22 protein-coding genes and 5 pseudogenes are annotated in these 25,194 nt (G+C 69.9%); 13 read left to right on the top strand and 14 right to left on the bottom strand.

What is annotated here, in order from left to right:
* Nucleotides 1–585 precede the first annotated feature (585 nt).
* The 4 genes from FB563_RS01920 (at nucleotide 586) to FB563_RS01930 (ending at nucleotide 4,371) form a co-directional block, all read left to right on the top strand.
* Nucleotides 586–2,067 carry a PP2C family protein-serine/threonine phosphatase gene (locus FB563_RS01920; RefSeq protein ID WP_234357810.1) on the top strand — a complete coding sequence of 494 codons (1,482 nt, stop codon included), beginning with the start codon at nucleotides 586–588 and terminating at the stop codon, nucleotides 2,065–2,067.
* Nucleotides 2,067–2,471, top strand: coding sequence for an STAS domain-containing protein (locus FB563_RS01925; RefSeq protein WP_055707176.1), 405 nt, complete (start codon nucleotides 2,067–2,069; stop codon nucleotides 2,469–2,471). Before FB563_RS01920 ends, FB563_RS01925 begins: the two co-directional genes overlap by 1 nt.
* 506 nt (nucleotides 2,472–2,977) lie before the next feature.
* Complete coding sequence (locus FB563_RS42715) at nucleotides 2,978–3,130, top strand: hypothetical protein (protein ID WP_159045542.1); 153 nt, start codon at nucleotides 2,978–2,980, stop codon at nucleotides 3,128–3,130.
* Nucleotides 3,131–3,528: 398 nt separating this feature from the next.
* Nucleotides 3,529–4,371: an RNA polymerase sigma factor SigF gene (locus FB563_RS01930; protein WP_055707177.1), complete on the top strand. Its 843-nt coding sequence runs from the start codon at nucleotides 3,529–3,531 to the stop codon at nucleotides 4,369–4,371.
* Nucleotides 4,372–4,451: 80 nt separating this feature from the next.
* On the opposite strand, the gene FB563_RS01935 is transcribed toward FB563_RS01930, so the two are convergent.
* Nucleotides 4,452–4,811 carry an STAS domain-containing protein gene (locus FB563_RS01935; RefSeq protein ID WP_234357811.1) on the bottom strand — a complete coding sequence of 120 codons (360 nt, stop codon included), beginning with the start codon at nucleotides 4,809–4,811 and terminating at the stop codon, nucleotides 4,452–4,454.
* A 175-nt stretch (nucleotides 4,812–4,986) separates the two neighbouring features.
* On the opposite strand from FB563_RS01935, the gene FB563_RS01940 reads away from it, so the two are divergent.
* Nucleotides 4,987–5,457, top strand: coding sequence for an ATP-binding protein (locus tag FB563_RS01940; RefSeq protein ID WP_244328994.1), 471 nt, complete (start codon nucleotides 4,987–4,989; stop codon nucleotides 5,455–5,457).
* A 53-nt stretch (nucleotides 5,458–5,510) separates the two neighbouring features.
* Here the strand turns inward: FB563_RS01940 and FB563_RS01945 are convergent, their stop codons facing one another.
* The 3 genes from FB563_RS01945 to FB563_RS01955 all read right to left on the bottom strand — a co-directional run bounded on the left by FB563_RS01945 (nucleotide 5,511) and on the right by FB563_RS01955 (nucleotide 8,079).
* The gene (locus tag FB563_RS01945; RefSeq protein ID WP_079048853.1) at nucleotides 5,511–5,960 is read right to left on the bottom strand and encodes an ATP-binding protein; all 450 of its coding nucleotides are present in this window, start codon (nucleotides 5,958–5,960) and stop codon (nucleotides 5,511–5,513) included.
* A 342-nt stretch (nucleotides 5,961–6,302) separates the two neighbouring features.
* Nucleotides 6,303–6,743, bottom strand: a complete 441-nt coding sequence (locus FB563_RS45400) for a transposase (protein ID WP_107100669.1) — start codon at nucleotides 6,741–6,743, stop codon at nucleotides 6,303–6,305.
* A 187-nt stretch (nucleotides 6,744–6,930) separates the two neighbouring features.
* Nucleotides 6,931–8,079, bottom strand: a complete 1,149-nt coding sequence (locus FB563_RS01955; RefSeq protein WP_055707181.1) for a serine hydrolase domain-containing protein — start codon at nucleotides 8,077–8,079, stop codon at nucleotides 6,931–6,933.
* Between the two features lie 93 nt (nucleotides 8,080–8,172).
* On the opposite strand from FB563_RS01955, the pseudogene FB563_RS01960 reads away from it, so the two are divergent.
* Nucleotides 8,173–8,517 (top strand): annotated as a pseudogene (locus FB563_RS01960) (transposase); the annotation flags it as partial.
* A gap of 783 nt (nucleotides 8,518–9,300) precedes the next feature.
* Here FB563_RS01960 and FB563_RS01965 read toward each other — a convergent pair.
* Nucleotides 9,301–9,753: a DUF4369 domain-containing protein gene (locus tag FB563_RS01965; protein WP_055707183.1), complete on the bottom strand. Its 453-nt coding sequence runs from the start codon at nucleotides 9,751–9,753 to the stop codon at nucleotides 9,301–9,303.
* A 507-nt stretch (nucleotides 9,754–10,260) separates the two neighbouring features.
* Here FB563_RS01965 and FB563_RS01970 point away from each other — a divergent pair.
* Nucleotides 10,261–10,497, top strand: a pseudogene (locus tag FB563_RS01970) (peptide deformylase); the annotation flags it as partial.
* Nucleotides 10,498–11,181: 684 nt separating this feature from the next.
* Nucleotides 11,182–11,792 (top strand): annotated as a pseudogene (locus FB563_RS43790) (PP2C family protein-serine/threonine phosphatase).
* Between the two features lie 314 nt (nucleotides 11,793–12,106).
* Here FB563_RS43790 and FB563_RS01980 read toward each other — a convergent pair.
* Nucleotides 12,107–12,817: pseudogene (locus FB563_RS01980) on the bottom strand (alpha/beta fold hydrolase).
* A 423-nt stretch (nucleotides 12,818–13,240) separates the two neighbouring features.
* On the opposite strand from FB563_RS01980, the gene FB563_RS42720 reads away from it, so the two are divergent.
* Both FB563_RS42720 and FB563_RS01985 read left to right on the top strand, forming a co-directional pair.
* A complete protein-coding gene (locus FB563_RS42720) occupies nucleotides 13,241–13,396 on the top strand; it encodes a DUF6131 family protein (RefSeq protein ID WP_167528460.1) in 156 nt (51 codons plus the stop codon).
* Nucleotides 13,397–13,540: 144 nt separating this feature from the next.
* Nucleotides 13,541–13,876, top strand: coding sequence for a DUF3147 family protein (locus FB563_RS01985; protein ID WP_055707184.1), 336 nt, complete (start codon nucleotides 13,541–13,543; stop codon nucleotides 13,874–13,876).
* 179 nt (nucleotides 13,877–14,055) lie between these two features.
* Here the strand turns inward: FB563_RS01985 and FB563_RS01990 are convergent, their stop codons facing one another.
* Complete coding sequence (locus tag FB563_RS01990) at nucleotides 14,056–15,084, bottom strand: alcohol dehydrogenase catalytic domain-containing protein (RefSeq protein WP_199832866.1); 1,029 nt, start codon at nucleotides 15,082–15,084, stop codon at nucleotides 14,056–14,058.
* Nucleotides 15,085–15,148: 64 nt separating this feature from the next.
* Nucleotides 15,149–16,135, bottom strand: a complete 987-nt coding sequence (locus tag FB563_RS01995; protein ID WP_055707186.1) for an aldo/keto reductase — start codon at nucleotides 16,133–16,135, stop codon at nucleotides 15,149–15,151.
* 187 nt (nucleotides 16,136–16,322) lie between these two features.
* Here FB563_RS01995 and FB563_RS02000 point away from each other — a divergent pair.
* A pseudogene (locus FB563_RS02000) lies at nucleotides 16,323–17,182 on the top strand (helix-turn-helix transcriptional regulator); the annotation flags it as partial.
* A gap of 192 nt (nucleotides 17,183–17,374) precedes the next feature.
* Here FB563_RS02000 and FB563_RS02005 read toward each other — a convergent pair.
* The 4 genes from FB563_RS02005 to FB563_RS02020 all read right to left on the bottom strand — a co-directional run bounded on the left by FB563_RS02005 (nucleotide 17,375) and on the right by FB563_RS02020 (nucleotide 19,249).
* Nucleotides 17,375–17,791 (bottom strand): DUF5994 family protein, encoded by a 417-nt coding sequence (locus FB563_RS02005; protein ID WP_079048856.1) that lies wholly within the window; start codon nucleotides 17,789–17,791, stop codon nucleotides 17,375–17,377.
* Nucleotides 17,788–18,234, bottom strand: coding sequence for an STAS domain-containing protein (locus FB563_RS02010; RefSeq protein ID WP_063797095.1), 447 nt, complete (start codon nucleotides 18,232–18,234; stop codon nucleotides 17,788–17,790). The genes FB563_RS02005 and FB563_RS02010 overlap by 4 nt, the downstream gene beginning before the upstream one ends.
* Before the next feature lie 80 nt (nucleotides 18,235–18,314).
* On the bottom strand, nucleotides 18,315–18,809 hold the full coding sequence (locus FB563_RS02015) for a DUF5994 family protein (protein ID WP_234357812.1): 495 nt from the start codon (nucleotides 18,807–18,809) through the stop codon (nucleotides 18,315–18,317).
* Nucleotides 18,810–18,976: 167 nt separating this feature from the next.
* Nucleotides 18,977–19,249: a hypothetical protein gene (locus tag FB563_RS02020; protein WP_055707187.1), complete on the bottom strand. Its 273-nt coding sequence runs from the start codon at nucleotides 19,247–19,249 to the stop codon at nucleotides 18,977–18,979.
* A gap of 639 nt (nucleotides 19,250–19,888) precedes the next feature.
* Here FB563_RS02020 and FB563_RS02025 point away from each other — a divergent pair.
* The gene (locus FB563_RS02025) at nucleotides 19,889–20,569 is read left to right on the top strand and encodes a hypothetical protein (protein ID WP_055707188.1); all 681 of its coding nucleotides are present in this window, start codon (nucleotides 19,889–19,891) and stop codon (nucleotides 20,567–20,569) included.
* Between the two features lie 31 nt (nucleotides 20,570–20,600).
* Here the strand turns inward: FB563_RS02025 and FB563_RS02030 are convergent, their stop codons facing one another.
* Nucleotides 20,601–22,376 carry a SpoIIE family protein phosphatase gene (locus FB563_RS02030; RefSeq protein WP_234357813.1) on the bottom strand — a complete coding sequence of 592 codons (1,776 nt, stop codon included), beginning with the start codon at nucleotides 22,374–22,376 and terminating at the stop codon, nucleotides 20,601–20,603.
* A 686-nt stretch (nucleotides 22,377–23,062) separates the two neighbouring features.
* On the opposite strand from FB563_RS02030, the gene FB563_RS02035 reads away from it, so the two are divergent.
* A complete protein-coding gene (locus FB563_RS02035) occupies nucleotides 23,063–23,440 on the top strand; it encodes an ANTAR domain-containing protein (protein WP_244328995.1) in 378 nt (125 codons plus the stop codon).
* Nucleotides 23,441–23,591: 151 nt separating this feature from the next.
* On the opposite strand, the gene FB563_RS02040 is transcribed toward FB563_RS02035, so the two are convergent.
* A complete protein-coding gene (locus tag FB563_RS02040; RefSeq protein WP_055707203.1) occupies nucleotides 23,592–24,905 on the bottom strand; it encodes a PP2C family protein-serine/threonine phosphatase in 1,314 nt (437 codons plus the stop codon).
* Nucleotides 24,906–25,194 lie beyond the last annotated feature (289 nt).

The raw sequence follows: 25,194 nt of genomic DNA on the forward strand, positions 1-25,194 counted from the left end.
CACTGCCGGGTCGCGGCGGCTAAGTGCCTGACGCACGGGGCCGGGAGACACAGGATCGCGTGGAGCGCCCCCCCGTCGGCCTCATGGTGCTGTCGTCGACGAGCCCTGCGCCGGTGCGGAGGAAGAGCTGTGCGTTGGCCGACCCGGTGCGTTCCTCCTTCCCCTCCCCCGCCGGCCCGACGTCGGCGAGAACGCGAACCGGAGGGTGTCCTGGTCGTGCGCGTTTCTTTACAAGCCGACGGCTTATCGCTCGTCGGCACCTGGCCGTGCGGACGGTCAGGGTCGTGGTGACGCCGTTCCGGCAAGCTCCCGTACCGAGACACGCTCGGTCAGCCCGAGGCCAGCAACGCACCGTCACCGGTCAGTGGTCGACACAATGTGATCAGCAGACCGCGGTCGACAATCACAGGAGTCAGATTCCACGGGCAGGACCCGCCTGCCGATACCAACCGGCACATCGCACGGAAGGCCGCGGCCGGGTGCCCGGCTGACGACGGCATTGGCGTTCGAGCGTGTGGGCGATTTAGGCTGCGTCGGTTCGTGCCGTTCACGGCGGCAGCCCATCGACGGAGAGGCAAGCCGATCATGCAGCAGGCATCGGCCACCGACCCGGCTCCCGGGCGCCGCCCCGAGCTGGTCCCTGACCCGGATGTGGAGGCGGCTCGGATTGCGGCGGTGCGCCGCTACGACATCCTCGACACCCCGCCCGACGGGGCGTTCGACCGGGTGGCGGCGATGGCCGCCCGCCTCTTCGACGTGCCGGTGGCAACGGTCACGATCGTGGACACCGACCGCATCTGGTTCAAGGCGGCCCACGGCCTGGAGGGCGTCGCGCAGATCGGCCGTGATCCGGGATTGTGCGGCTCGGCGATCCTGCGCGATGACACGATGGTCATCCCCGACACCCTCCAGGACCCCGTCGCGGCGGACAATCCGCTGGTCGCCGGGGAGATGGGGGTGCGCTTCTACGCCGCCGCACCGATCATCACCCCAGAGGGGCACCGGCTGGGCACGGTCAACGTCCTCGACACCCGGCCGCGCTCGATCACCGAGGAGGACACTGCCACTCTTGCCGATCTCGCCGCGATCGTGCTGGACGAGATGGAGCTGCGACTGTCGGCGCTGCGCGCCCTGCGCGACGAGCAGGCCCGCCGGGAGGCGGAGAGGCGGCACGCCGAGGCGGAACGGGCGCGGGCCGAGGCGGAACGGGCGGCGCGGGAGAAGGCGGAGCAGGACAAGGCCGCCATCGCCGCGTTCGCCTCCACCCTTCAGCGCACCCTGCTGCCCCCGGCCCTTCCCGTGGTGCCGGGCCTGGAACTGGCCTGCCACTACCGCACCGCCTCCGCCCACGACGTGGGCGGCGACTTTTACGACGTCTTCCCACTCGACGGCGGCCGGTGGGCGTTCGTCCTCGGTGACGTGTGCGGCAAAGGCCCCGAGGCGGCGACCGTCACCGCCCTGGCCCGCCACACCCTGCGCGCCACGGCCCAGATCGACGCCGACCCCGTCACCGTGCTGAGCGCGCTCAACACCATGCTGCTCACCGACGTCACCGCCGGCCGCCGCTTCTGCACCGTCGTCTTCGGCCTCCTGGAGCCCCGGGAGGACGGCGGCTTCACCGTCACCGTCGCCACCGGCGGCCACCCGCCGGCCTACCACGTGCGCCCCGACGACAGCGGCGCCGTCTGGGTGCGGGCCGTACGCCCCCAGGGCGGGATGCTCGTCGGCGCCTTTCCCCAGGCGCCCTTCGCCCAGACCACGTTCCCCCTGACGGCCGGGGAAAGCCTGTTCCTCTACACCGACGGGCTGATCGAAGCCCGCACCACCGAGGGCGCCATGCTCGGTGACGACGGCCTGACCGGCTTCCTCCACCAGCGCACCGGGCCCGTCACCGCCACCACCCTGGTCGAGGACAGCATCACCCTGCTGGCCTCGCTGCCCGACGGAGCCGGCGACGACGTGGCCCTGCTGGCCCTGTCCGTCCCCCACCCTCACACCATGCCCGACGGCAGTGTCGCAGCCACCGCCCACACCGCCGCCGCGCCCGAACACTTCGGCCAGGAGTGATGACCGACGTGACCGACACGCTGTACCTGACCGTCCAGCACCCCCGCCCCGGCCTCGCGATCGCCACGGTCGCCGGGGACGTGGACATGCGCACCGCGGAAACCCTGCGCCGCGACGCCTCGATGATCATCGAGCGAGGGCGCCCGCACCTGGTTCTGGACCTGTCACAGGTCGGTTTTTGCGACTCCGCCGGTCTGAGCGCGCTCATCGGTCTCTGGCACGCCGCCCAGGCGGTGGGCGGTGCGCTCGGGCTCGCCAACGTCCCCGACCGCCTGATGCGGATGCTCGTCCTCACCGGTGTCGACACGATCCTGCCGGTTCATGCCACCACGAGCGAAGCAGTCACCACCATGATCGCCGATGAGCCCACCAGCGCAGGGCCGCAGGGCTCCGCGACCGTGTGAGCACCGCCGGCGGGGCTGGTGCGCCGGCCGAAGGGAACCACACGGCCTGCGACAGCGCTCGTAACCCGTCCGCGAACCTGAGCTGAACGCGCGGACGCGCCACGACGGGGCGTCTGTACCAGCGATCGAGCCTGGCGCTCCTACAGCAGTACTCCCTCGCTGGCTGTCCCGTTTCCCGTGTGCCGCGGCGGCCCGAGAGCGATAGGCAGCATCGGCGCCTTGGAGACGCAACCGGCGTTCACCCCGCGTACCGAGGTGGCTCAGCTGATCGGCGTAACGGTCTCCCTCGGACAACGCCGATGCGAAGATCGTGGGATTCGTGGCGACCCCGACGACGTGCTCGGCGCGGAGGCCGCGCGCACCGCTCAGCCCAGGGCCAGGTGCATGCGCACGATGAGATCCGCCCGCACCTCCGCCAAGCCGCTGGCGCATGAGAACGTGCTACCCGCTCACGCATACGGGCCGAACACTCGCACGCCCGCGCCCTACGTGGCGCCATCCGGGCCATGCGCACCGAGTCCGCACCGCGCGACGGTGCCGTGGTGGCGATGCTTCAGGACGCGACCATCGTCGCGGTCATCGCGGCCCGGCGGTGGCACCAGTTCCGCCAGCACGATCAGCAGGTCATCGCCGGCCGGCGAGCCATCGTCCACCTATAGTCCGCCTGCGACCATGCAGCCGTAGTACCGCTGGCCCTCCCTCTCACGGCAAGCCCCGCCACCCACGGTCCAACGGATTCAGCGCCTTGGTGTGTGCAGCCGTACCCACGTACGCCCGGCAGATCCTCGGCGGCCCTGCCTGGGCGGCCCGGGCCGCCACCCTTGCCGACGCGGAAGCGGCCGGCCATCAACCAGCCACGCTGCCGAGCTGGGCCGCTCAGCAGCGGACGCTGGACGATTGTCGGCGCGCACCCTGACTTGGCGCGTCCAACGACTCAGCCAGCGCCCCGGACTCGGCTGAGGGAGCAGGCATGGGTGCAGGATGGCGGGGTAGGCGCGCGTCGTCGGGCCGTTTCGGCAGGCAGCAGCGGTGAGATCGATCGTGGGAGGGTATCAGCATGGCGCCCAGCACGCTGGCTACGCAGACGCGGACGGCGGAGTTGCCGGAGGTCGTCGATGCTTCCCAAGTGGCGCCCAAGGACGCTCGTGAGCTGTCCAAGCTGTTCTTCCAGCAGTTGGCGGTGCTGGAGGAGGGCACGGCGGAGTACAGCTATGCCCGTAACACGCTGATCGAGATGAACATGTCCCTGGTCCGCTACGCGGCGGGCCGGTTCCGCAGCCGGGGGCCGGAGGAGATGGAGGACATCGTCCAGGTCGGCATGATCGGTCTGATCAAGGCGATCGACCGGTTCGAGCTGTCGAGGGAGGCGGAGTTCACCTCCTTCGCCATCCCCTACATCGTCGGTGAGATCAAGCGCTTCTTCCGCGACACGACCTGGGCCGTGCATGTGCCGCGTCGGCTCCAGGAAGCCCGCGTCCAGCTCGCCAAGGCGACGGAGGAGCTGCGCAGCCGTCTCGACCGTGATCCGACGGTCAAGGAGCTGTCGGAGCTGATGAGCCTGTCCGAGGACGAGGTGCGTGAGGCCCGGTTGGCCTCCAACGGTTACAACTCCTCCTCCCTGGATGCCACGCTCAACGGGAGCGAGGACGGCGAGGCTGCGCTGCAGGACTTCATCGGGACCGAGGACACGGCTCTGGAGCTGGTGGAGGACTTCCATGCCCTCGCACCCATGATCGCCGAGCTCGACGAGCGAGACCGGCAGCTCATTCACATGCGGTTCGTGGAGGAGCTCACCCAGGCCCAGATCGGCGAACGTCTGGGTGTCTCACAGATGCATGTCTCGCGACTGCTGTCCCGGTGCCTGGCCCGGCTGCGCGAAGGCATGCTCACGACCGGCTGAGTGCATCCGCGGTACCCCTCATGATGCCCGCCATGGCTGCGGCGGGCATCAGCCATGCTCAGCTCATCCGGCTGACGGGGTCAGACGGCAAGCGCGTCGCGCAGAGTCGGGTGGCAGGGGATGACCTCGGTGAGGCCGACGATCCCGAGGGTCTCGGAGACGGCGGGGCTCGGCGCAGCGAGTCGCAGCCGGCCGCCATGGCGCTGCGCGGCGTGATGCGCGGCGATGAGAGCATTGATGCCGCTGGAATCCATGAAGGTGACGCCGCTGAGATCCACCACCGTCACCTGAGCGGCAGCGTCATCGGCGGTCAGGGCATCCAGCAACTGCGGAGCGCTGTCAAGATCGATCTCGCCGCACGCCGTAACCACCCGGACGCCACTGGTATGACTCATGTTGATCGACAGACGCGCATTTCCTGCAGAACGGTTGTCCGCCACAGTCCCTCAGCACCTCAGCAAGCGTCGGTGACGCCGTACCCAGCACTTCCTCGATGTGGATCTGCTCGCGCATGGTACTGGTACTGCACCCGGTTGGCCCTGCCACCCACAGGTACAGGTTGCGCGTGCGCGGTACCCGCCCGGCGGGAGGACGGCGTACGCGAGCAGGGCGGGAGTGACAGGACAGATGGGCGCGGACCCAGAACGTGAGTGTTGCCACGGACCGAACTCCACGGCGGTCGAGGAAACCATCGCGCTGTCAGGAGACGGCTCCTGCATCGCCGAAGCCCGTCACCGAACCGCCACCTTCTTCACCGGGGACGCAGCCGACAACCGTCCAACGAGGGTGACGGGGCGCATCGTGAGCTTGGCTCAGCTGGTGGTCAGCGAGTTGGTCACCAACGCCTGCAAACACGCACCCGGCCCCATCCGGTTGCGCCTGCGGCTGGCGGACGAGGCGGTGGAGGTGGAAGTGTGGGACAGCCATCCCGAGATTCCGACGGCTCGGCAGGCGGACCCTTACAGGGTGGGCCAGCACGGTCTGGAGCTCGTGAAGGCCGTTGCGGCCGACCTCACCGTCCTGCCCGAGGAGGCCGGGAAACGGGTCACCGCCCGCCTCCTCCTTGATCCCCGCCCCTCGGCCTGACGCCGGCCCGGCGGGAGATGTCAGCCGCTCTCGGTGCGCAACTCTCGCGAGGGTCAGCCGGTAGGTTGCTGCAAGGGCAGGTGTGCGACGACTCGTTTGCCCGTGCCCAGGGCGATGGTGCGTACCTGGTCGCAGAGCCGGGTGACCAGGTGCAGGCCGTGTCCGCCGATGCGGCCGGCGTCGGGCACCTGGAGACGGGGCGGGAGCGGGGAGCTGTCACGGACGCTGATCCGCAACTGGGCGGCGTCCGGCGAGACTTCGAGCAGGAGTTCACCCGGGCCGGGTGCGTGACGGACGGCGTTGGTGACCAGTTCACTGACGACAAGCTGGGCGTCCTGGCTGGAACGCTCGCGCGGATGGTGTCCTGCCCGTGCCAGCAGTGAACGCACGGCGTGGCGCGCCTCGGTGATGTGCGCACCCCTGGTGCCCCAAGCTGCGCCGTAGCGCCAGGGCGCCCTCGGCCGCTGCTCTTCCGGTGTCTGCTTACTGAGCGTGGTAGTCATGGAGGATCCCTTGTCGGTTTCCTTGGCATTTCTTCACGTGCAATAGGACTTGGCGGTATTCGCCTACCCGCTGTGACGCCATTACGCCTCTGGCGGCCTACTGGGCGACTGAGGTGTGGCTGTCAGGACGAGAGCGGCTTGGTCGTCGTCCGTGCCCGTGGTACCGGTACGCGCACGACTTGGGTGACAGTGTGATCGCTGCGATGGTGTGGCTCTGAGTGGCCAGCACGTGCGTGAGGCGGTCTTCACCGAACTGCTCCCCATGGTGGTCGGGGCTTCGGTGAGGCCCTCGGTGTAGAGCAGCAGACTCTCGGTTGGCTGGAGGTGAAGCCGGTGCCTGAATCAGTGCTCATCCTCAGGCAGGCGGAAGTCAAAAGTCCCTGATCGCCAGGGACCGCGCTCGGTCAACTCCGAGTCCAGCCGCCGCAAGACGGCCGGGACGCTCTCGCAGCCGCGGTCGGCAGGGTTCGCCTGCGGGAAATGGCGCACGATCCAATGCGTCTGCAGGTGAGTCGTCCCTCGCACGGGTGATTCGCCGATGCAGGCGCGTGCCGACAAGCGGGCTGCGGCAAATACCACGAAGGCTCCGGCCCGCTGCCAGCGGTCCAGGCGCCGCCAGCAGGTCTGCCCGGATCCGAATCCCACCTCCAGCGGCAGGAGTTGCCAGGCGATGTCCTGGTGCAGGACGTACAGGACGTCCTGCAGACAGAGCCGATCATCCACTGGCGTCGGCCTCGGCGACCGCGTCGGCCAGGGCGGCCGCGTGGTTCGATCAGCGCCCACATGTCATTGTCCACGACCACGGCCGAGTCGTCATACCCGCCGAGCGATCAGATCGTCACAACAGTCACGCTCGACCGGGACACCTCAGCAAGATCTCCTTGCGTGCTTAAACAGCCGTGCGTCGTGGTCCGATCTCGCCACCCGGTCAGCTGGCCCACCGTGAGGTTACGGGCGTGAGACGCGTGTGTCAGGCGTCCGCCGCGTACCGCCAGAACTTCCTGATCACCGGTGCGGGCACGGGACCCATCGCTGCCACCTGCGTCAGCAGGATGGTAACCACACCCGTGGCCGGGATGACGTGCGCCGCTGTGCCCGTGCCACCGACCCAGCCGTAACGGCCGGGCGCATTCCACGGGTTGGTCCGGTCGATGTCAACCGAGCCGCCGAAGCCCCAGCCCTGGCCCTCCAGGAACAGTCGGCCGATGTCGCGCTGCACCGGATTCGTATGGTCGGTGGTCATCATGCGCACGGAGTCGGCCGACAGCACCCGCCGGCCGTCGGCCGCCACCCCGCCGGCCAGCAGCATCCGGCAGAAGGCCAGCCAGTCGTCGGCGGTCGAGACCAGCCCGCCATTGCCGAGAGGCAGCGCGGGCAGGCTGCTCCACTCGCCGTCCGGGCCGTCGGCGAGCTCCAGGCTGCCGTCGTCGCCTGGCCTGTAGAAGCTGGTGAACCGGTTCCGCTTGGCGGCCGGCACCTCGAAGCCGGTGTCCACCATGCCCAGCGGCCCGAAGACCCGCTCCGTCAGGAACTCCGGCAGCGGCTGTCCGGTGACCCGCGAAATCAGTACCCCCTGCAGGACGGAGCAGGTGTCGTACAGCCAGGCAGCGCCCGGTTGGTACAGCAGGGGGATGCGGCCGAGCGCCGCCATCCACTCGTCGGCCGGCGGGAAGTTGCTCGGCACCCGGCCGTCCTTTTGCACCGTGAACAACTCCTGCACCGCCGGCAGTGTGAAGTCGGAGGGGAATCCGTACCCGGCCTGGGAGGCCAGCACGTCGAATACGGTGATGGGCCGGTCGGCCGGCACCACGTCGTCCACCGGGCTCGCCGGCGTGCGTACGACCACCGGCTTCCCCAGCTCCGGCAGCCACGTCCCGATCAGGTCGTCCAGTGCGAGCGTGCCCTCCTCCACGAGGATCAGCAGTGCGGCGGCGGTGACGGACTTGGTGATCGAGGCGACTCGGAAGATGGAGTCCCTCGCCATCGGTGCGCCGTCGCCGGCGTCCTGCGCGCCGACGGCCGCCACCTCGACCTGGTCACCGCGGGCCACGAGGCCAACCGCTCCCGGCAGCGTACCGACACCGACGTGGGCGTCGAGCAAGTCGTGCAGGGTCGTCATGAGGCCGCCTTCCAGAAGATTGCTGTCGAAAGACAGACTCCCGCACAGGCCGGGAATCATCGGCCTCGGCAGGTCTGGTGGCCGGAGCTTCGTCAGGTGGAGGAGGAGGTGGTGCGCACTCTCGAAGAGGTGCCCGAGCGTGCCACGCACTGGTCGAGACGGGAGCTGGCCAAGCAGGTGGGGATCTCGCCCACGAGCGTGCTGCGGATGTGGCGGGCGTTCGGGCTGCAGCCATGGCGCTCGGGGGACTTCAAGATCTCTCCGGACCTGCTGCTGATCGACAAAATCCGGGACGTGGTCGGGCTGTATCCCGCCCCGCGGACGAACGCGGTGGTCGTCGCGATGGACGAGAAGTCGCAGATCCAGGCGCTTGAGCCCACCACTCCGGTGCTGCCGATGGTGCCCGGCACCCCTGAGCGTCGCAGCTTCGAGACCGCATCTGCCGCTCCTGCTACAGGATCTGCGGACCGGGACACCAGCTTGCACCGCATCGGCCTGTCGTTCCGGCTCGGGGCAGGCGATGACCAGTGCGTCTCCACTCGTGCCCCGCCACTGGCGGCAGTTGATGAGCGGGCCCCGAGCACCGGGCGGTGAATCGGGGCACAGTCGGCCGACGGCTCTCGCCCGCGAACAGTGCGTAGGCGAGAGTCCGCTGCAGCAGAGGCGCCGGCCGGGATTGCAACCCGGTGCCGACAAGGCCACGCGTCGCCGCAGCAGCGGGTCATGGTTCAGCGGCCCTCCCGGCGTTCCCCCACCCCGAGGATCATGGCCACTGCCCCATAGCACCTCTGCACGCCAGGCCCTCACCCGATCGGCCTACACGGCTCCCGCGCCGATGTGCGGCGTACCCCGTTCGGCCGCATGGTGAGGGTGACCAGGTTGCCGCCGAGCAGCAGCTGTGATCGCTGCAGCAGGGAGGCGTCGTGACCGTGATAGCTCTGCTCGTCCCGGTGGTGCTCATCCTCATTCTGTTCGGGACGTCCGCTCTGGAAGACCTTCTGTTCCCGCCGCCTCGAGCACCCTCACCGGAAGGGCTGACGGCGAGGCCGAATGGTTGACGCTTTCAGCCCTGGAAGACATGCAAGAAAATAGGAGCGCAATTCGCAAAGCGTGTGCCCATCTTCGGCGCGCGGACGCGGCAGTGGGGCCGGACAGGTCGATCCCGGCCCCATTCAAGTCCGGCTGCGCCACGATCGGCTGCAGACGCGCCCCAGCTCGCCGTCAACTGACCTGAACGGTGAGCGGCGACGAGTGGAACGTGCCGGACTTGGTCGCCACCCGCACTTGCTCGGTGCCCTTTTTGGTGAACGTCCGCTTGATCGTGTAGGTGCCGTTCTTGTTGACGACGGCTGTGGTCTTCAGCGTGGTCCACTTGCCGTTGTGCCTGTGCTGGAGCACCAGCGTGGAACCGGCCTTGATGCCTTTGACACGGCCGGTGAACACGACGGTGTTGCCCACCTTGACGGCCTTGCGGTTGGCCGAGACGCTGATCGAGCCCATCGCGGTCGGCGTCCGCGACGGCTTCATGCTCGGCATGCCGGTGCGGGTCATGGTGGGCTTGGGGGCCGGTGTCCCGGTCGCTGCGACGGCTCCCGCCGTACCGGTCGACAGCAGGGCGGCGGACAGGGCACCGGCGGCGAGCGCACGGGTGTGATGGCTTCGGGTGACGCTCATGTGGGTCTCCTGGACTGATCGGAGTTTTCCCTGGGAGCGAGTCGGCCATTCGGGACGGCTCGCGCATCCAGGCTGGCCCGAGCACGGCGGACCGGCATGTCCAAGCGAGCACCAAAGACGTTGAAAAATCCATCACTTCCGACGAAACCGCAGCTGGGGCCGGCAATTCCCCACCGCCCACCGCTAGCTCGCTTTCACCGTGCATCACTGGAATGGACGAGCGTGGATACGTAGAGCGAGCATTGAGGATCGCGGGGCTGGTCGGAATCGCCTGTGCACCCCGCACCATGTTCCACGGTGCGCGCCGCTCCGCACCCGGCAGGCCACCCGTTCGGAAGTTTGCCGAGCGCGGGTCTACCGGGTCAGGTTTGTCTGGGTTGATGTCCGACGGACGGACGAAGACCGGGCCGGCCATAGACGAGGAGAAGTCGTGTTCCAGCACAGCATCAGGGGTGAGCGTTGGACCGCTCGGGGGCACCGGGGTAGCCCGATGAGCAGTATGGGGGCTGCCTCAGTTTCTTCGACGTGCGCGACGTCGTCCCTCGTCCGCTGAGAACCACGGTGGAGGCCACCACCCTGTCCGGCGAGACCACGACCACGGTGTACGAGCGCGGCCTCGCTCGCCTCATTCACCATGAGCTCGACCACCTCGACGGGCTGCTGTACACCACGCGGATGCACGACGAAGTCACCCCGATCCCGGTCGAGGAGCGGCAGACGGCCCGCGCCTTGACCTACGAGTAGGCCACCTCCCCGAGACCGGTCGCCGAAGGGAGCACCGCGGCCGAGTCGGCCCCCGATACACGGGCCGAAGCGTTCACGCCCCCTTGCCAAGCAGGTCCGGTGCCGCTTGCAGTCGGGCGTCTCCGCTCGTCATGGCTCTCACGACGGTGCAGTCTGGACTACATGAACGTCCGGCGGCGCGAGGCCGGGGTGCGCAGGCCCTGACAGTCGAAGCAGGCGCTGCTGGCGGTCCCGATCGTGCTCATCGTCGTGATCAAGGCGGTGGACCAGCTCGTACCGGAAGACGTTCACCTCAGCCCGCTGCTGGTGGTCGCTCCAGCGATCACCATCGCCTTCGCGGGTCCGTGGCTGACCGCCCTGGTCGGTTTTCTGACCGTGGTGGCGCAGGCATACATCGGCTGGCACTTCAGCGTGCTCATGACCCGCAACGTACTAGTGCAGATCCTCGCTCTTGCGGTGATGTCGGCCTTGGCGGTCCTCTTCTGCGTGGTGCGTGAGCGTCACCGCCGTCAGCTGGCGCGGGTGCGGACGGTCGCGGAGGCCACGCAGCACGTGTTGCTGTGGCCGCTGCCCGACCAGCTCGGCAGCGTGCAGGTCGCCGTGCTGTATCTGGCGGCTGAGGACGAGGCCCAGATCGGCGGTGACCTGTATGCCGCCACCTCCACCGAGGACGGTGTCAGGATCATGATAAGTGACGTGCGCGGCAAGGGACTCCCAGCCATCGGCGAGGCCGCCCTGCTCATCGGGGCTTTCCGGGAGGCCGCTCATGAGCACGCCGGATTGCCGCAACTGGCCGCCGCACTGGAACGCAGCGTCACCCGGAACCTGGCGAGCCTGGCTCCGGTGGAGGAGAACGAGGAGCGGTTCGCCACCGCGTTGCTGGTCGAGATCCCTGAGGAGGGCGGCATCGCGCGCATCATCAGCTGCGGACACCCCCCACCGCTGTTGATCAGCGCGGACGGCGTCACCCTGGTTCCGGTGAACCCCGCTCCCCCTTGGGAACCGGCTCGCTTGGGCCTGTGACCTACACGGTTGAAATGTTCTCCTTCCAACCCGGTGACACCCTGCTGCTCTACACCGATGGCATCATCGAGGCACGGGGCACCGACGGTGGCTTCCATCCCTTCGTCGAGCGGGCTGCGCAGTGGACCGGCTACAGCCCCGAGAAGCTGGTGCACTTCCTTCGCTGTGATCTCCTCGCCCACGCGAGCGGCTGCCTCGACGACGATGCGGCGGTGATCGCACGGTGCCGCTCTCGTAGCACCCACGGCCAGCACCTGGAGATGCGGAGGTGAAAGAAGGGCAGGAGGCTCGCCGGCCAGCGCCAGGACCGCTGCGGGCACGCAGCACGCGATGCCCGCAGCCGACCTGGCTTCGCCTTCGGAGAGCAGGCGAAGTACGGCCCATCGAGCCGTCATCGGTGACATGCCTTCCGATCAATCCCACACTCGAAACGCTCGCCCACCGTGTCGTGACCGGTTCGCTTGAGGCGGTTCCGACTCCAATAGACCGGACCTATCCGCGCTGGGCGCGCTTACAGCTGGTCGGGGACGTCCTCCAGTAGCGAGGTCGGTGCCCTGCCGCTCCAGCTGCCGGCCGGGGCGGTACATCAGCGCAGATCTGCCAGGAAACCCGTGAGCGCATCATTGGTCGCCTCGGGAGCGGACAGATGCGGGCAATGCCTGGTCGCCTCCAGGGTGACCAGCGTCGAGCCGGGGTCTCCTGGTGGACGAAGGCGCCGACCTCCCGGGGAGCGATGACATCCTGGGTGCATTCCAGCACCAGCGTAGGCACCCGCACGCTCTTCAGATCGCGCCGGGAGTCCGACAGGAAATTGGTCCGGGCGAAGATCCGCGCCATGTCCGGATCGGTGGCGCAGAAGCTGTTCTTCAGTTCCTCACCCAGCTCGGGCTGCTCCGGATTCCCCATGATCACCAGAGCCATCGCAGCCGACCAGCCCAGGAAGTTCGCCTCCAACGATGTCAGCAGCTCCTCGATGTCGTCGGCACTGAAACCACCCCGGTAGCCGTCGTCGTCGATGTAGCGCGGGGACGGTGCCACCATCGCCAGTGCGGCGATCCGCTCAGGAGCCATGCCGACGGCCAGCATGCCGATCATCGCGCTGACGGAGTGTCCCACGAACACCGCATCGCGCAGGTCGAGCGCTTCGCACACGTCCACCGCGTCCTGCGCGTATCCGGCCAGGGAGGCGTACCGGTCCTCCGAGAGCGCGGAGGGGATCGGCGCGGCCGGAACCCACGTAGTCGAACAGCACGACCCGGTAGTCGCCGGTCGGGGCAGGGACCGTCAACCGCCACATGGTCTGGTCGCAGCCGAAGCCGTGAGCCAGTACCACCGTTCGCCCCTGCGCATTGCCGGTGACGGAGACGTTGTTCCTGCGGAGGATGTCCGTGGCCGTCACTCTTTCCGACCACGTCCCGTCTGGCGTGGCTGTGTGCACCACCTCCCGCGCCGCCCACGACCTTCACAAGTCTGTGTGTGGATGCCTTCTACGCCTCCTACGCTTCCATGGCGCCTGCAGCCTCGATCGCGATACCAAGGTCCACCGGATCGAGGTAGAAATTGGGCTTCCGCCCAGGCCAGTTATGAGTCTTGGACGACCGGGTATCACCCTTTTGGGCCATATTGCCCTAATTGGACATTGAAGCCCGCACAGCCCTGCGCCACCACCGGTCATTCTTCGGCCGCCTGCTCAGCGCCTCACCAAACGAAGGAGGCCACCATGATCGCCCTCGGCATCATCCTGCTCATCGTCGGATTCCTCCTGCATATCGGCATCCTGTGGACGATCGGGATCATCCTGCTCGTCATCGGGCTCATCCTGTTCCTTCTCGGCTCCGTGGGACACGCCGTCGGCGGTCGACGTCACTACTGGTAGGCGCGTGAGGGCATCCCAGTAGACGACGCTGGTGCACCGGCTACTGGGTGGCCGGGACGATCCGGCCGCTCAGTGTCAGGCAGCCGAACGGCGTGGCCCATTGCCTGCACGACGGGTCAGGCCCACGTTGGTCGGACGAATTCCTTGCCGGAGATCGTCCTGAAAGCCTGCGCCGGTGGCCTGTTCGTCGTGGCGTTCGCCCTGGTGGCCGAGGCCGTCCAGCCCAAACGGCTGGCCGGCATCTTCGCCGCGGCGCCCTCAGTGGCCCTGGCCAGTCTGATCCTGACCGTCGTGTTCAAAGGCAGCCATGACGCGTCACTGGCAGCCCGCGGCATGATCGGCGGAGCGGTCGCGTTTACCGCCTACACCCTCGCCGATGTGCCCGCCTTGGGCAGGCTCGGGGCACTGCGCGGCTCGGCGACAGCGCTCGTGATGTGGCTCGCGCTGGCGGCCGCCGTCACCTTTGCGGTGGCACCATGAACGCCTCGCAACCCGCCCAGAACGCGCAGAACACCGACCGGGTACGGCTGACGCCGGGCGCCGCGCTGCAGATGTCGCGCAGGGACCTGCGCATCCGAGGAGCGGCATCTCGACACCGTTGTTCAAGGTCACGTACTGCATGAGGGGGATGTCCTTCGCTGTGCGGGCGTGAGCAGGGGTCAGGGGCGGATGAGGGCCTTGAGGACCTGGCGGTCGGCCATGGCCCGGTAGGCGTCCGGCGCCTGGTCGAGGGTGAAGGTCTGGTCGAAGACGCGGCCGGGGGCCATGGTGCCGTCCAGGACGTCGGGCAGCAGCTGCTCGATGTAGGCGCGGGCGGGGCTCGCGCCGCCGGTCAGGGTGACGTTGCGCATGAACTCGGCCGGACCGATCGGCCCCTGCTCGTACTGCGGGACGCCCAGGCGACTGATGGTGCCGCCGTCCAGGACCGCGCCCAGAGCGGTGTCGAGGGCCTGGCGGGTGCCGACGGCCTCGATCACCTTCTCCACGCCACCGGTCACCTCGCGGATGCGGGCGATGCCCTCCTCGCCGCGCTCGGCGACCACGTCGGTGGCACCGAACTCACGTCCCAGGTTGGTGCGCGCCTCGTGACGGCCGGCGAGCACGATCCGCTCGGCGCCCAGCCGCTTCGTGGCGATCACCGCGCATAGACCGACCGCGCCGTCGCCGACCACGAGCACCGCGTCGCCGCGTGCGACGCCGGCGGTGACGGCGCCGTGGTGGCCGGTGGTCATCACGTCCGACAGCGCCAGCAGCGACGGCAGCAGCGCGGAGTCGGCGGACACCGGCAGCTTGACCAGGGTGCCGTCCGCGTACGGGACGCGGACGGCTCCGCCCTGCCCGCCATCGACGCCGTCGAAGCCGTACCGGCCGCCGTTGCGGCACGAGATGGGCAGGCCCTTGGCGCAGTAGTCGCACGTGTTGTCGCTGTACGTGAAGGGCGCGACGACCAGGTCGCCCGGCTTGAGCCCGGTCACGTCCGCGCCGGTCTCCTCGACGACGCCGAGGAACTCGTGCCCCATGGGGCGGCCGGCGTCGGTGGCGGGCATCGACCGGTAGGGCCACAGGTCGCTGCCGCACACGCACGCGGCCAGCGTGCGCACCACGGCGTCGGTCGGCTGGACGATCTTCGGGTCGGGCCGGTTCTCGACGCGGACGTCGCCGGCTCCGTACATCACTGCTGCACGCATGAAAGGTGTTACTCCGAACGAGGGCGGGAGGGTGCCACGAGAAGGGCGACATGGCGGGGCAGGGTCAGCGTTCGAGCATCTGCGCCTGGGCCGCGTTGTGGGTGTCGCCGGCGGCGGGCGGCAGACTGCTCAGCCGGTGGAGCTGCTCGGCGGTCAGCGTGACCGTGTCGGCGGCGGTGTTCTCCTCGACCCGGCTGACGCGCTTGGTGCCGGGGATCGGGGCGATGTCGTCGCCCTGGGCGAGCAGCCAGGCCAGCGCCACCTGCGCGGGCGTGGCACCGACCTCGGCGGCCAGGGCCTGCACCTCGTCGGCGAGCGCGAGGTTGCGCTGGAAGTTCTCGCCGGTGAAGCGCGGGTTGCCGCGCCGGAAGTCGTCCTCGCCGAACTGATCGGTGGAACGCACGGTGCCCGTCAGGAAACCGCGTCCCAGCGGGGAGAACGGCACCAGCCCGATGTGCAGCTCGCGAAGGACCGGCAGGATGCGCTCCTCGATGCCGCGCGTCCACAATGAGTACTCGGACTGCACCGCGGTGACCGGCTGGACAGCGTGCGCGCGGCGGATCGTTTCCGGGCCGGCCTCGGAGAGCCCGAAGGCGCGGACCTTGCCCTCGGTGATCAGCTCGCCGACGGCACCGGCGGTCTCCCCGATCGGCGTGTTCGGGTCCACCCGGTGCTGGTAGTACAGGTCGATGTGGTCGTTGCCCAGCCGCTTCAGGGAGCCCTCGACCGCGGTGCGGATGTCGGCCGGGCCGGAGTCCAGGTTCCACGCGCCGTCGCCGCCGTGGGAGACCAGGCCGAACTTGGTGGCCAGCACCACCTTGTCCCGGCGGCCCTTGAGCGCCCGGCCCAGCAGTTCCTCGTTGGTGTAGGGGCCGTAGATCTCGGCGATGTCGATCAGCGTGACGTCCAGCTCCAGCGCCCGGTGCACGGTCCTGATCGACTCGGCGTCGTCGGTGCCCGAGCCGGTGTAACCATGGGACATGCCCATCGTGCCCAGCCTGATCCGGGAAACCTCCAGGTCACGTAGCTTCGCATTTCGCCCTCTCTGCATCGTGGCGTCGCCCGGCGCCCGTCGCCCGGTCCGCCACGTCGTACCTGCGGTGGCCGGGGCGCCGGCGCATCTTGCTCATTCACCCTCGCCCGGATCGCGTCGGTGTGGCAGGGCGGGCTCTTCCGGGGTAATGACAGGACCCCCCTCACCCCCGTGCGGCAGGCACTCGGCGGGTGAGACTGGAGACATGCCATCCGAGAGCGCGAACAGCGAGGGAGCCGAGCTGGGCCGCTACCTGCGCGCCCGCCGCACCCAGACCAGCCCCGAACACGTCGGCCTCACCGTCGGCGCCGGCATACGCCGCACCCCCGGCCTGCGCCGCGAGGAGCTGGCCACCCTCGCCGGCATCAGCATCGACTACTACGTACGCCTCGAGCGCGGCAAGGAGACCCGCCCCAGCCCCGCCGTCCTCGACTCCCTCGCCCGCGCCCTGCACATGGACGACCAGGAGCACCAGCACCTGCGTGAGCTCGTGGCCCGAGCCGCCCGCTACGCCCCCGAACCGGCGCCCGCCCCGAGCCGGACCGTGCGCCCCACCTGAAGCTGCTGCTCGAATCACTCCGCCCCAACCCGGCGTACGTCATCAGCCGCAGCATGGACCTGCTGGCCTGGAACCCCGGCGGCCTCGCCCTCTACACGGGCCTGGACGACTGGCCCGCCAGACAGCGCAACCTCGCCCGCTACCTGTTCCTCCACCCCGCGGCCCGCGGCCTCTTCACCGACTGGGACCGGCAGATCACCGCATGCGTCGCCCGCCTGCGCGCCGTCGCCGGCACCGCACCCGACCTGACCAACCTCGTCGGCGAACTCCTCCTCAAGAGCCCCGATTTCGCCGGGCTCTGGGAACGCTACGAAGTCACCGGACGCAGACCCGCCCACAAGACCTTCCACCACCCCCAGGTCGGCACGGTCACCCTCACCTCGCAGTCCCTGCACGTGGAAGGCACACCTGGCCAGCGCATCGGCCTCTACATCGCCGAACCCGGCACCCCGGACCACGACGCCCTTCTCCTGCTCGACATGACCGCGCCGCGGCCGCCGCAACGGTCCGCGCACACCCCGAGGGCCACCGGTCAACAGCCGCAAACCGCCGTACCCGTCCCAGACCTTGCACCGCGTGGCGCGCAGGGCCGCGCCGGAAGAAGCCTCGCCCGCAGCCGGCCGGCGTCCACCCACGAACCGAGCGCATCCTCGCCGGATGTGCCTGCCTGTGCCGCCGGACGGGCCGGACCCACGCACTCAGCTCGCGAAGTGACCCTGCTCCGGCGTCAGTCCCATTGCGGACACGAGCGATTCCGCGGCATGCTCGGTGGCCTCCGGTGACACGACCAGCAGATCCCGGCGCCCATGGGCGGGGGCCATCAGCACGATGGTGCTGGGCGTACGCGCCGTGGCGGTCCTGCGCAGCCGGACGACCTGGTTGCAGACGAGCATGCGGCCCGGGACCCCGGCCCACCCTGTGCCGTTCACCAGGACACTGCCGATCTGGCCCCAGGCGCGGGGCAGGCCGGAGAGCAGTGACGGGAGTTCCGCCAGGAGGTCGAAGGTTCGCGGCCACCAGGCCCCGTCGATACGGCGTGGCACGGTGCTCTCGGGCGCGAGGTACAGGCGAAGGAGGGGCGGGGCCGGTGGCGGGCGCCGCAGCTGGTCGCTCATGAGGTCTCCTGTCGGGTGGTTCGGCGCGGCATGTGGTCCCCGGCCGGGCGGTGCGTCCCGGCGGCCGGAAGTGCGCTCGCGGGGAGGCGGAGTGCGGCGCCGGCCGTTCGTCCCTCCCAGGCGTCCTGTGCGCTCGCGTAGGCGGGGAAAAGGTCGAGCAGGCCGGTGTGGCGGAAGACCAGGTCGGTCATGTGGTTGTCGTACACGATGCGTACCCAGCCGCGCCGGGCGCGGCAGTCGGACCACGCCTCGCACAGCGCAGACAGGATGCTGGAGTCGGAGAAGGTCACCTCGCTCAGGTCCACGATCAGGAAGAGCCGTCCGGGCCGGGCCGCTCGGGCCTCGGCCAGGGCGCGGACCAGTGGGGCCGCGGATTGCGTGTCCAGTTCGCCGTGCGTGCGGACGATGCGGCACTCCTCGAAGAGCGCAGAAGTGTCATTCACAGTGGGCAACGCCTCACGCGAGGATGGTGGTTGAGGCCGGCCGGTCGTCCCTGCCGCGGGCTCCCAAGGGGCCCCGTGCCTCATTCCGCCTCCCCGGCCGCGCCCACCGGGCGACCCGCATCGGCGAGCGCCAGCATGCTCGGGGCGGTCAGTGGGTTCTCCGGGTCGGCAGCGGCGGCCAGCAGCCGGACGGCTGTTCCGGCGGGCTCCTCGGGCGGGACGACCAGGAGCACCCAGCGTCCCACGGTGCCGCAGTCCAGGGTGATGACGTGCGCGTCGCTTCCGGGTCCGGTCGGTTCCACGGCGATCACCCGGCCTGGGGCCATGACCGTGTGCGGGGCGCCGGGCCACCCGGCGGGGTCCACGGTGACCCGTATCAGGGCCCCCGGCTCCGGCTCCAACAAGTCGACGAGCGAGGGAAGTTCGAGCTCCAGCGCGTTGCAGCGCGGCCACCAGGCACCGTCCAGCGGGCCGTGGCTGACGTCCGGGGTGAGGGTCAGGCGGGGCAGGGGCATGCGGTACGTGTGCGCGTCGGCACCGGAGACGCCTCCGGCCGGCGTACTGCTGGGTTCCATGGTCCGGTCCCGTCCCGGGAGCCGTAGGACGACTGCCCGTTTCGTCCCTCGCCGGGAACGGCACCGCCGGAAGCGCTGCGCGAAAAGCTCTCGGTACGGTCAGGCTACACCTGTGCCGAGGAGAAGCGGGCGGGTCAGCCGTCCGGCTCCGTCTTCTCTGCCCTGCCCTATTCCCCTTGTTCTTCCTCCAGCTCCTCCATCAGGCAGATGCCCTCATGTGTCAGCGAGACGGCCGCAGGGGTCCGGTGCGAGGTCCAGTCCACGCTGATCAGCCCCTCGTCGGCCAGATAGGCGCAGGCGGCGGAGAGGTCCTCGTCGGGCAGGCCCAGCTCGGCGCGGAGTACCGATCCGCTGACCTCGGGGCGATTGCGTTCGACGGCCCCGTAGAGGGATCGCAGGACCGCCTCCCGGTTGTTCTTGCGTTCGCGGAGTCTTGTCATGGCTGTGGTTCTCCGGGGTCACGGCCGCGGGGGACGGACAGGCCGGCGGATCCTCGTGGCCTCGCGGATCCGGGTCGTACCTCGTCGGCGTGAGCGTGCGCGTGCTCTGTCGGTTTGCTGGTCGCGAGCCGGAGCGTGCGGGTCCCACGGCGTGCGCGGTGTCGAGGGGAGATGGAGCCGGGTTCCTCCTTCGCGACCGGCGGGGTAGCTGCTCCATACGGAGCTCCGGACGGGAGACGAGTACGAAACCTAGGGACCACGATTCGGGTCACTGCCCGGCGCAAGCGGGCGACGGTGCGGGGGCCTGCGTCGCGTTTCCACGGCAGCCTCCTCTGCAGGGTATGCCGGGTACGGGTGGCCGTGCGTCCGATGACCGGCCGGGCGGCCGGCCGCCTGACATTCGCCCGGCCGAGCCCGGTGACCACGCGAGCCGGCCTGTGCCGGAGGACAGCGACCGCACGCGGACGGTCGGCGCCGTTCCCGGTGCCGCGACGACCGCCGGGCCGCCGGGGCGGGCCCGGCCGGGAGTACGGTGGACATACCGAGGGCACGCCGCGCACCGCCTCAGGCACCGGTGCCGTTCTCGGCGATCGACGACGCCGGGGCGGCCTTCGTCCGCGCCCGGGGGCAGGGTTGGCCATGACCACGCAGGTGCTCCCCCCGACGACCTTGGCCCTCCCCGCTCTCCGGCCCGCACGGGGCAGGCCGCGTACCCGCGCACAGGGCACGCCGCAGAGGGGGCGCACGTCCTCGCCGCAGGTCGCAGATCGGATCCATCGGCTGACGCGTGGTCAGGTCGCGGACCGTCTGCAGGAGCTGGGCGACCTGTACGCGGAAACCTCCGGTGGTGACCCGTGGGCGTGGAACCAGGCACGTGGCCCCTTCCTGGGCCATCTCACGGCCGACGCACGACGGCCGGGGTTCTCGCTGCTGATCGCGGAGACCACCGCCCTGACCGGTTACGCCTATGGCTTCCCCGCGGGCGGCTCGGGTCCATGGTGGGCGGGCTTCGACGGGCACGTCCGGGGAGGTCTGCTCCGCCGCGCCGCCTCCGGGCGGCTCTTCGTCGTCTCTGGGATCGTCGTCCCGTCTCGCGTGCGCCGGGAGTACCGGGACCATGTCTGGAACCTCGCCCGGCGCCTGCAGCGGCGACTGCTCGCCGACCACGGCGCCGCGCTCGGCGTCGCACTGGTGGACGTCCGGGACGGCAGGACCGTCGAGACGATGCGGTCCTGGGGCTGGCGGTACGCCGGAGACGACGGCCTTCAGTCCGTGTCACCCGGTCCGTTCCGCATTCTGGCGCTTGCTCCGGGGACGTGAGCAGCCGCGCCCCATCACCGCCTCGGCCCGGTCAGGGCACGGGCAGGCGCAGGGCGAGAAGGGCGACGTCGTCCGTGCTGCCCGGGGGCGTCCGGGCCGCCAGCTGGTCGCACAAAATGTCCAGAGGTTCGTGGGCGAGGGCGAGAGCGTGGCGACGCAGTCGGCTGAGCCCTCTGGTCAAGTCGCTGCCGGGGACTTCGATCAGGCCGTCGGTGTAGAGCAGGAGCGTGGACCGCGGCGGCAGCGCGTGAGCGGCGCTCGGGCGAGGATCGCCGGCACACGGGTCGGTTCCAAGGATCAGTCCCTGCCCGGCTTCGAGGTACTGCGCGTTCCCGTCGGGGGTCAGCAGCAGGGGCGGCGGGTGCCCCGCGCTGGTCCAGTGCAGCGTCCAGGGGCCGGTGTCCGGACCTTCCACCCGGGCGAGGACGAGGGTGGCCATCCGCACGATGGTGATGGCGTGCATGGCGTCGTCGAGGCGGTCCACGACGGCTCCGGTCGGCTCGGCATGGTCCCAGGCGAGGGAGCGCAGGATGCCGTGCAGCTGCGCCATGCCGGCCGCGGCGGTCAGATCGTGCCCGACGACGTCGCCGATGACGAGGGCGAGCGTGCCGTCCCTCAGCGCGAAGGCGTCGTACCAGTCACCACCGACCTGGGAGCCGGGCGGAGCGGGCTGGTACCGGGCGGCCAGCTGGAACCGGCCGTGCGCGGGCAGCGGGGGAAGAAGGTTGCGCTGCATGGCTTCGGCGACCGCACGCTGCCGGCCGAACCGGCGCGCGTTGTCGATGACCAGACCGACCCGGCGGCCGATGTCGCCGGCCACGTCGAGATCGCCGGTGTCGAAGGGCCGTGCCGGGTCGGTGCGCACCAGCGTCAGCGCACCGGTGACCTGCCGTCTACTGCCGAGCGGCACCGTGATGGCGGATGCCGCGCCGATCGCTCCGAGGAAGGCGTCGTGCACGCTGGCCAGCGGTGAGTCGGGCGGTGCGTCCAGGTCCACCCGCTTCTGAAGGACGGGAGCGCCTTCGTTCAGTACCTGGACCAGGGGCGAGTGGGTCGCCTCCCCGACCGGGGGCAGATGGCCGCGCCAGTCCTCCTGCCCGGCTGCACGGCCCTCCGGACCGGTCACGGCCACTCGGTGCACCTGACGGGAGCCGACCCGCAGGTCCACCGCGGCCCAGTCGGCGAGGCGGGGGACGAGGACGCGGCTCAACCGGGCGAGGGCCTCGTCCACCTCCAGGGTCTGACCGAGCACGTCGGTGATCTCCGCGACGAGTGTCAGCCGCTCGGCGAGACTCTCCAGAGCGCTCGTACGAGCGGTTCGTTCCGCCTGTTCCACCCGTTCCGACTGCTCGGCGCGTTCCGCTCGTTCCCTGCCGGCACGGCGGTCCGCCGCGGTCTCGACGATCAGCACGACCATGCCCTGGCAGACGCCGGAGACGTCGTCCGCCAGGGGGGTGGCCGACCAGGAGATCGGGACCAGCCGTCCGTCACCACGCAGGCACCTGTCGTCGTCCCCGCGTGCCGCACGCCTCTCGGCCAGTGCCCGCAGCAGCGGGCAGCGCTCCCGCGGGACGAGGCCACCTCCCGGGTCGCGATGGCACAGGTCGTGCAGATCCCGCCCGTACACGGACCCTGCTGCGCGCTGCAGAAGCCGCTCGGCGGCCGGGTTGACAGCGACGATCCGCCCGGCCGGGTCGATCACAGCGAGGGCCGTGCCCAGCTGCTCGACCACCTGCTGCCACAGAGCCGGCTCCCCCGCGGACAGCCGGCGCTCGTGCTCTCCGCCGGACTTCAGGCCCTCCGCCACGTCGCCGCCGTCCTTTCCGCACGGACCCACCGCGGTGGGCGGCCCCCGGGCCGGCGGGTCACAGCGACGTCGGCACCCCGGTGGGTTCCTCTTCGAGTACCCGCACCCGGGAGTAGGTCGCCGCCCTCGCCCGACCGGCTTCGTCAGCCCGTGGAACGCGAAGCGCTCGACCGCAACCGCGCACGGATGCCCGCCATCGGCAAGGCCATGGGCGTCATCGTCGGTCGCCACCACTGCGATCCTGTCAGCGGCTCCCCCGGCTCGTTGGCTGAACCGGAGGAGCCTGAGTCGAGCCAGCTCCATGGATACGCTGCTGAACGCGGCCCGCCTCCGGGTCCCCCCACCCGAGTCCGCCACACCCGGATGCCCTGCCGCGATGTGCGACAGGCGCTCGATCGTATGGTCGTGAGCCGTGATCCGCTCCCGCAGGATCCCTGCAGTGCATCAGGCACCCGCGACCATCAACGGAGCATCCGCGATCCGAGCGGTACCGATCGTCCGAAGGGCAGGTGCACCACCGCCCTGGCCGAGTTGAACCCTGAGTGAGGTCCACGCCACCGGCCGCTGCGCGCCGTGGAACGGGATGCACGAAGACAGCAACCCGGGGTAACAGTCGAATTGTCGTCCTCGCAATTCCGTACGGCATCGGCGACCCGGGCGGGAGACCCGCGGTCTGGGCTGTGATCATGATGGAGAACTCTCGAAACGGCAGCCTCACGCGACTCAAGGAGCACTCGGTTCCGGTACGGACACCGCTCCTGAACAAGATCAGCGAGTTGCAGACGGAAATCAGCCAGCTGCAGGAAGCCGTCGTCTCCCACACCGTCGTAGACCAAGCGATCGGCGTGGTCATCACCCTCGGTGGCCTGCATCCCGAGCAGGGATTCCAAGTGCTGCGAGAGGTCTCACAGCACACCAACACGAAACTGCCGCAGGTATCCGAACTGATCGTGGACTGGGTGCACGGCGAACAGCTGCCGGACGAAATCCGCACCGCTCTGATCAAGGCACTGCCCAGGGCACGGTCATCTGAACGCAGCACAGCTCTGCCGCCCGCGTTCTGAGCTGGACGGCAGGGCGGGCGGACGAATGGAATGCCAGCTCACTTCCGAACCCGCACGCGACACGACCTCCGCCCGACGTGTCCCCGAACCCACCTGGCCAAAACGTCCCACCCCAGACTTACATCGCGTACGGCGGGCATTCGACGTGGCCTCAGGGCGAGACGCCCTCGTCCGACTGTGGCAGTCGCAGGGCGAGCAGGGCGATGTCGTCGTGGGCCCCTGCCACGAGTGCGTTCATCAGCTCGTCGCTCAGCTCGTCGATGTCCTGGTCGACCAGGGCGGCAGCGTGCTGCCGGAGCCGGGTCATGCCGTGATCCATGGATTCGCCGCGCCGTTCGATCAGACCGTCCGTGTACAACAGCAGGGTGCTGCCCTCGGGCAGGGGCAGGCAGGCACTGGGCCGTTCGGCGTGCGGGTCGACGCCCAGCAGCAGGCCGTGTGCTTCCCAGAGGTAGGTGGTGTCGCCGTCCGCAGTGACCAGCAGGGGTGGTGGATGTCCGGCACTCGCCCACTCCAGCTGGTACGGCCCTCCTTCCTGGCCCTTGAGCAGTGCGTACACGCAGGTGGCGGTGCGGTGGCTGTAGAGGGCGTCGACTGCGAGGTCCAAGCGGCGCAGGATCATGCCGGGGGGCTCCCGGCGGTCGCAGGCGATGCCACGCAGCATGTTCCGGATCTGGCTCATGGTCACGGCGGCATGCAGATCGTGGCCGGTGACGTCGCCGATGATCAGAGTGGTGTCACCGCTTTCCGGCAGGACGAAGCTGTCGTACCAGTCACCGCCGATCTGCGCGGTGGCGAGCGCCGGGGAGTAGCGGGCGGTGACGCGAAGACCCGGTACGACGGGCAGGTCCGGCAGCAGAGAGCGCTGGAGGCGCTCGGCGACGGCCTGGGTCTCGGCGTAGAGCCTGGCGTTGTCGAGAGCCAGCGCGATGCGGTGGGTGAGGTCCTCGACCAGCGCCAGGTCCGCCTCGCCCCATGGCGGGTGTCCCTCGCCCCTGACCAGGGTCAGCGCACCCAGCACTCGCCGGCGTGCCCGCAGGGGTGCCACGATCACGGAGTCTCCCCCGAGTCGGGCGAACGGTTGCATGGTTGCCGTGTGCAGCGGATCGGACGCCTCCTGCGCGGTCGGCAGCCGCCCGGCCGACAACAGCAGGGGGCCACCGCCGCGAAGCACCCGGGACAGCGGCCCTCCTGGCGTCTCCGGCGCCGGCGGCAACGGTCCCGTCAGGCCGGTCAGGGCGGTGTTGGGGTCACGGTGTGAGACACAGACCCGCTCGACGGCGCCGTCCTCGTCCATCAGATCGGCCGCGGCCCAGTCGGCCAGCCCCGGCACCAGCACGCGGCACACCCGCCTGAGCCCCTCGACCGCGTCCAGCGTGCTCGACAGCGCCGCCGCGCTCCGGGTGGCGAACGCCAGCTGGTCGAGCGCCGCTCGCAGCGCCGCGGCCGCGTCATCCTCGTCCATGGCGACCACCTACCCGCCTGAGGGCTCTACGGCCGCTTCCGTCCTGGGAAACCACTCCTCGGGTATGCACTGAAGCCGTGCACGGCACGAGGGCCCAGGCAGGTACTTGCCTGGGTCCTACCGGGCCTCGTGGCTTGTCTGTCGGGCACCCTCTGGACGCCTCCCAGCCCCGTTGCAGTTCAGGTCTCGGGCCTGACCGACGTCCAGTCGGCACGGCCACCCGCCCCGAGGACTTCGACATCGGCACCGAGCTCGTCGGTCGATCCCTCCCGTAGTCCGCGCCGGGTGA

Source organism: Streptomyces puniciscabiei (genome assembly GCF_006715785.1).
GTDB lineage: Bacteria > Actinomycetota > Actinomycetes > Streptomycetales > Streptomycetaceae > Streptomyces > Streptomyces puniciscabiei.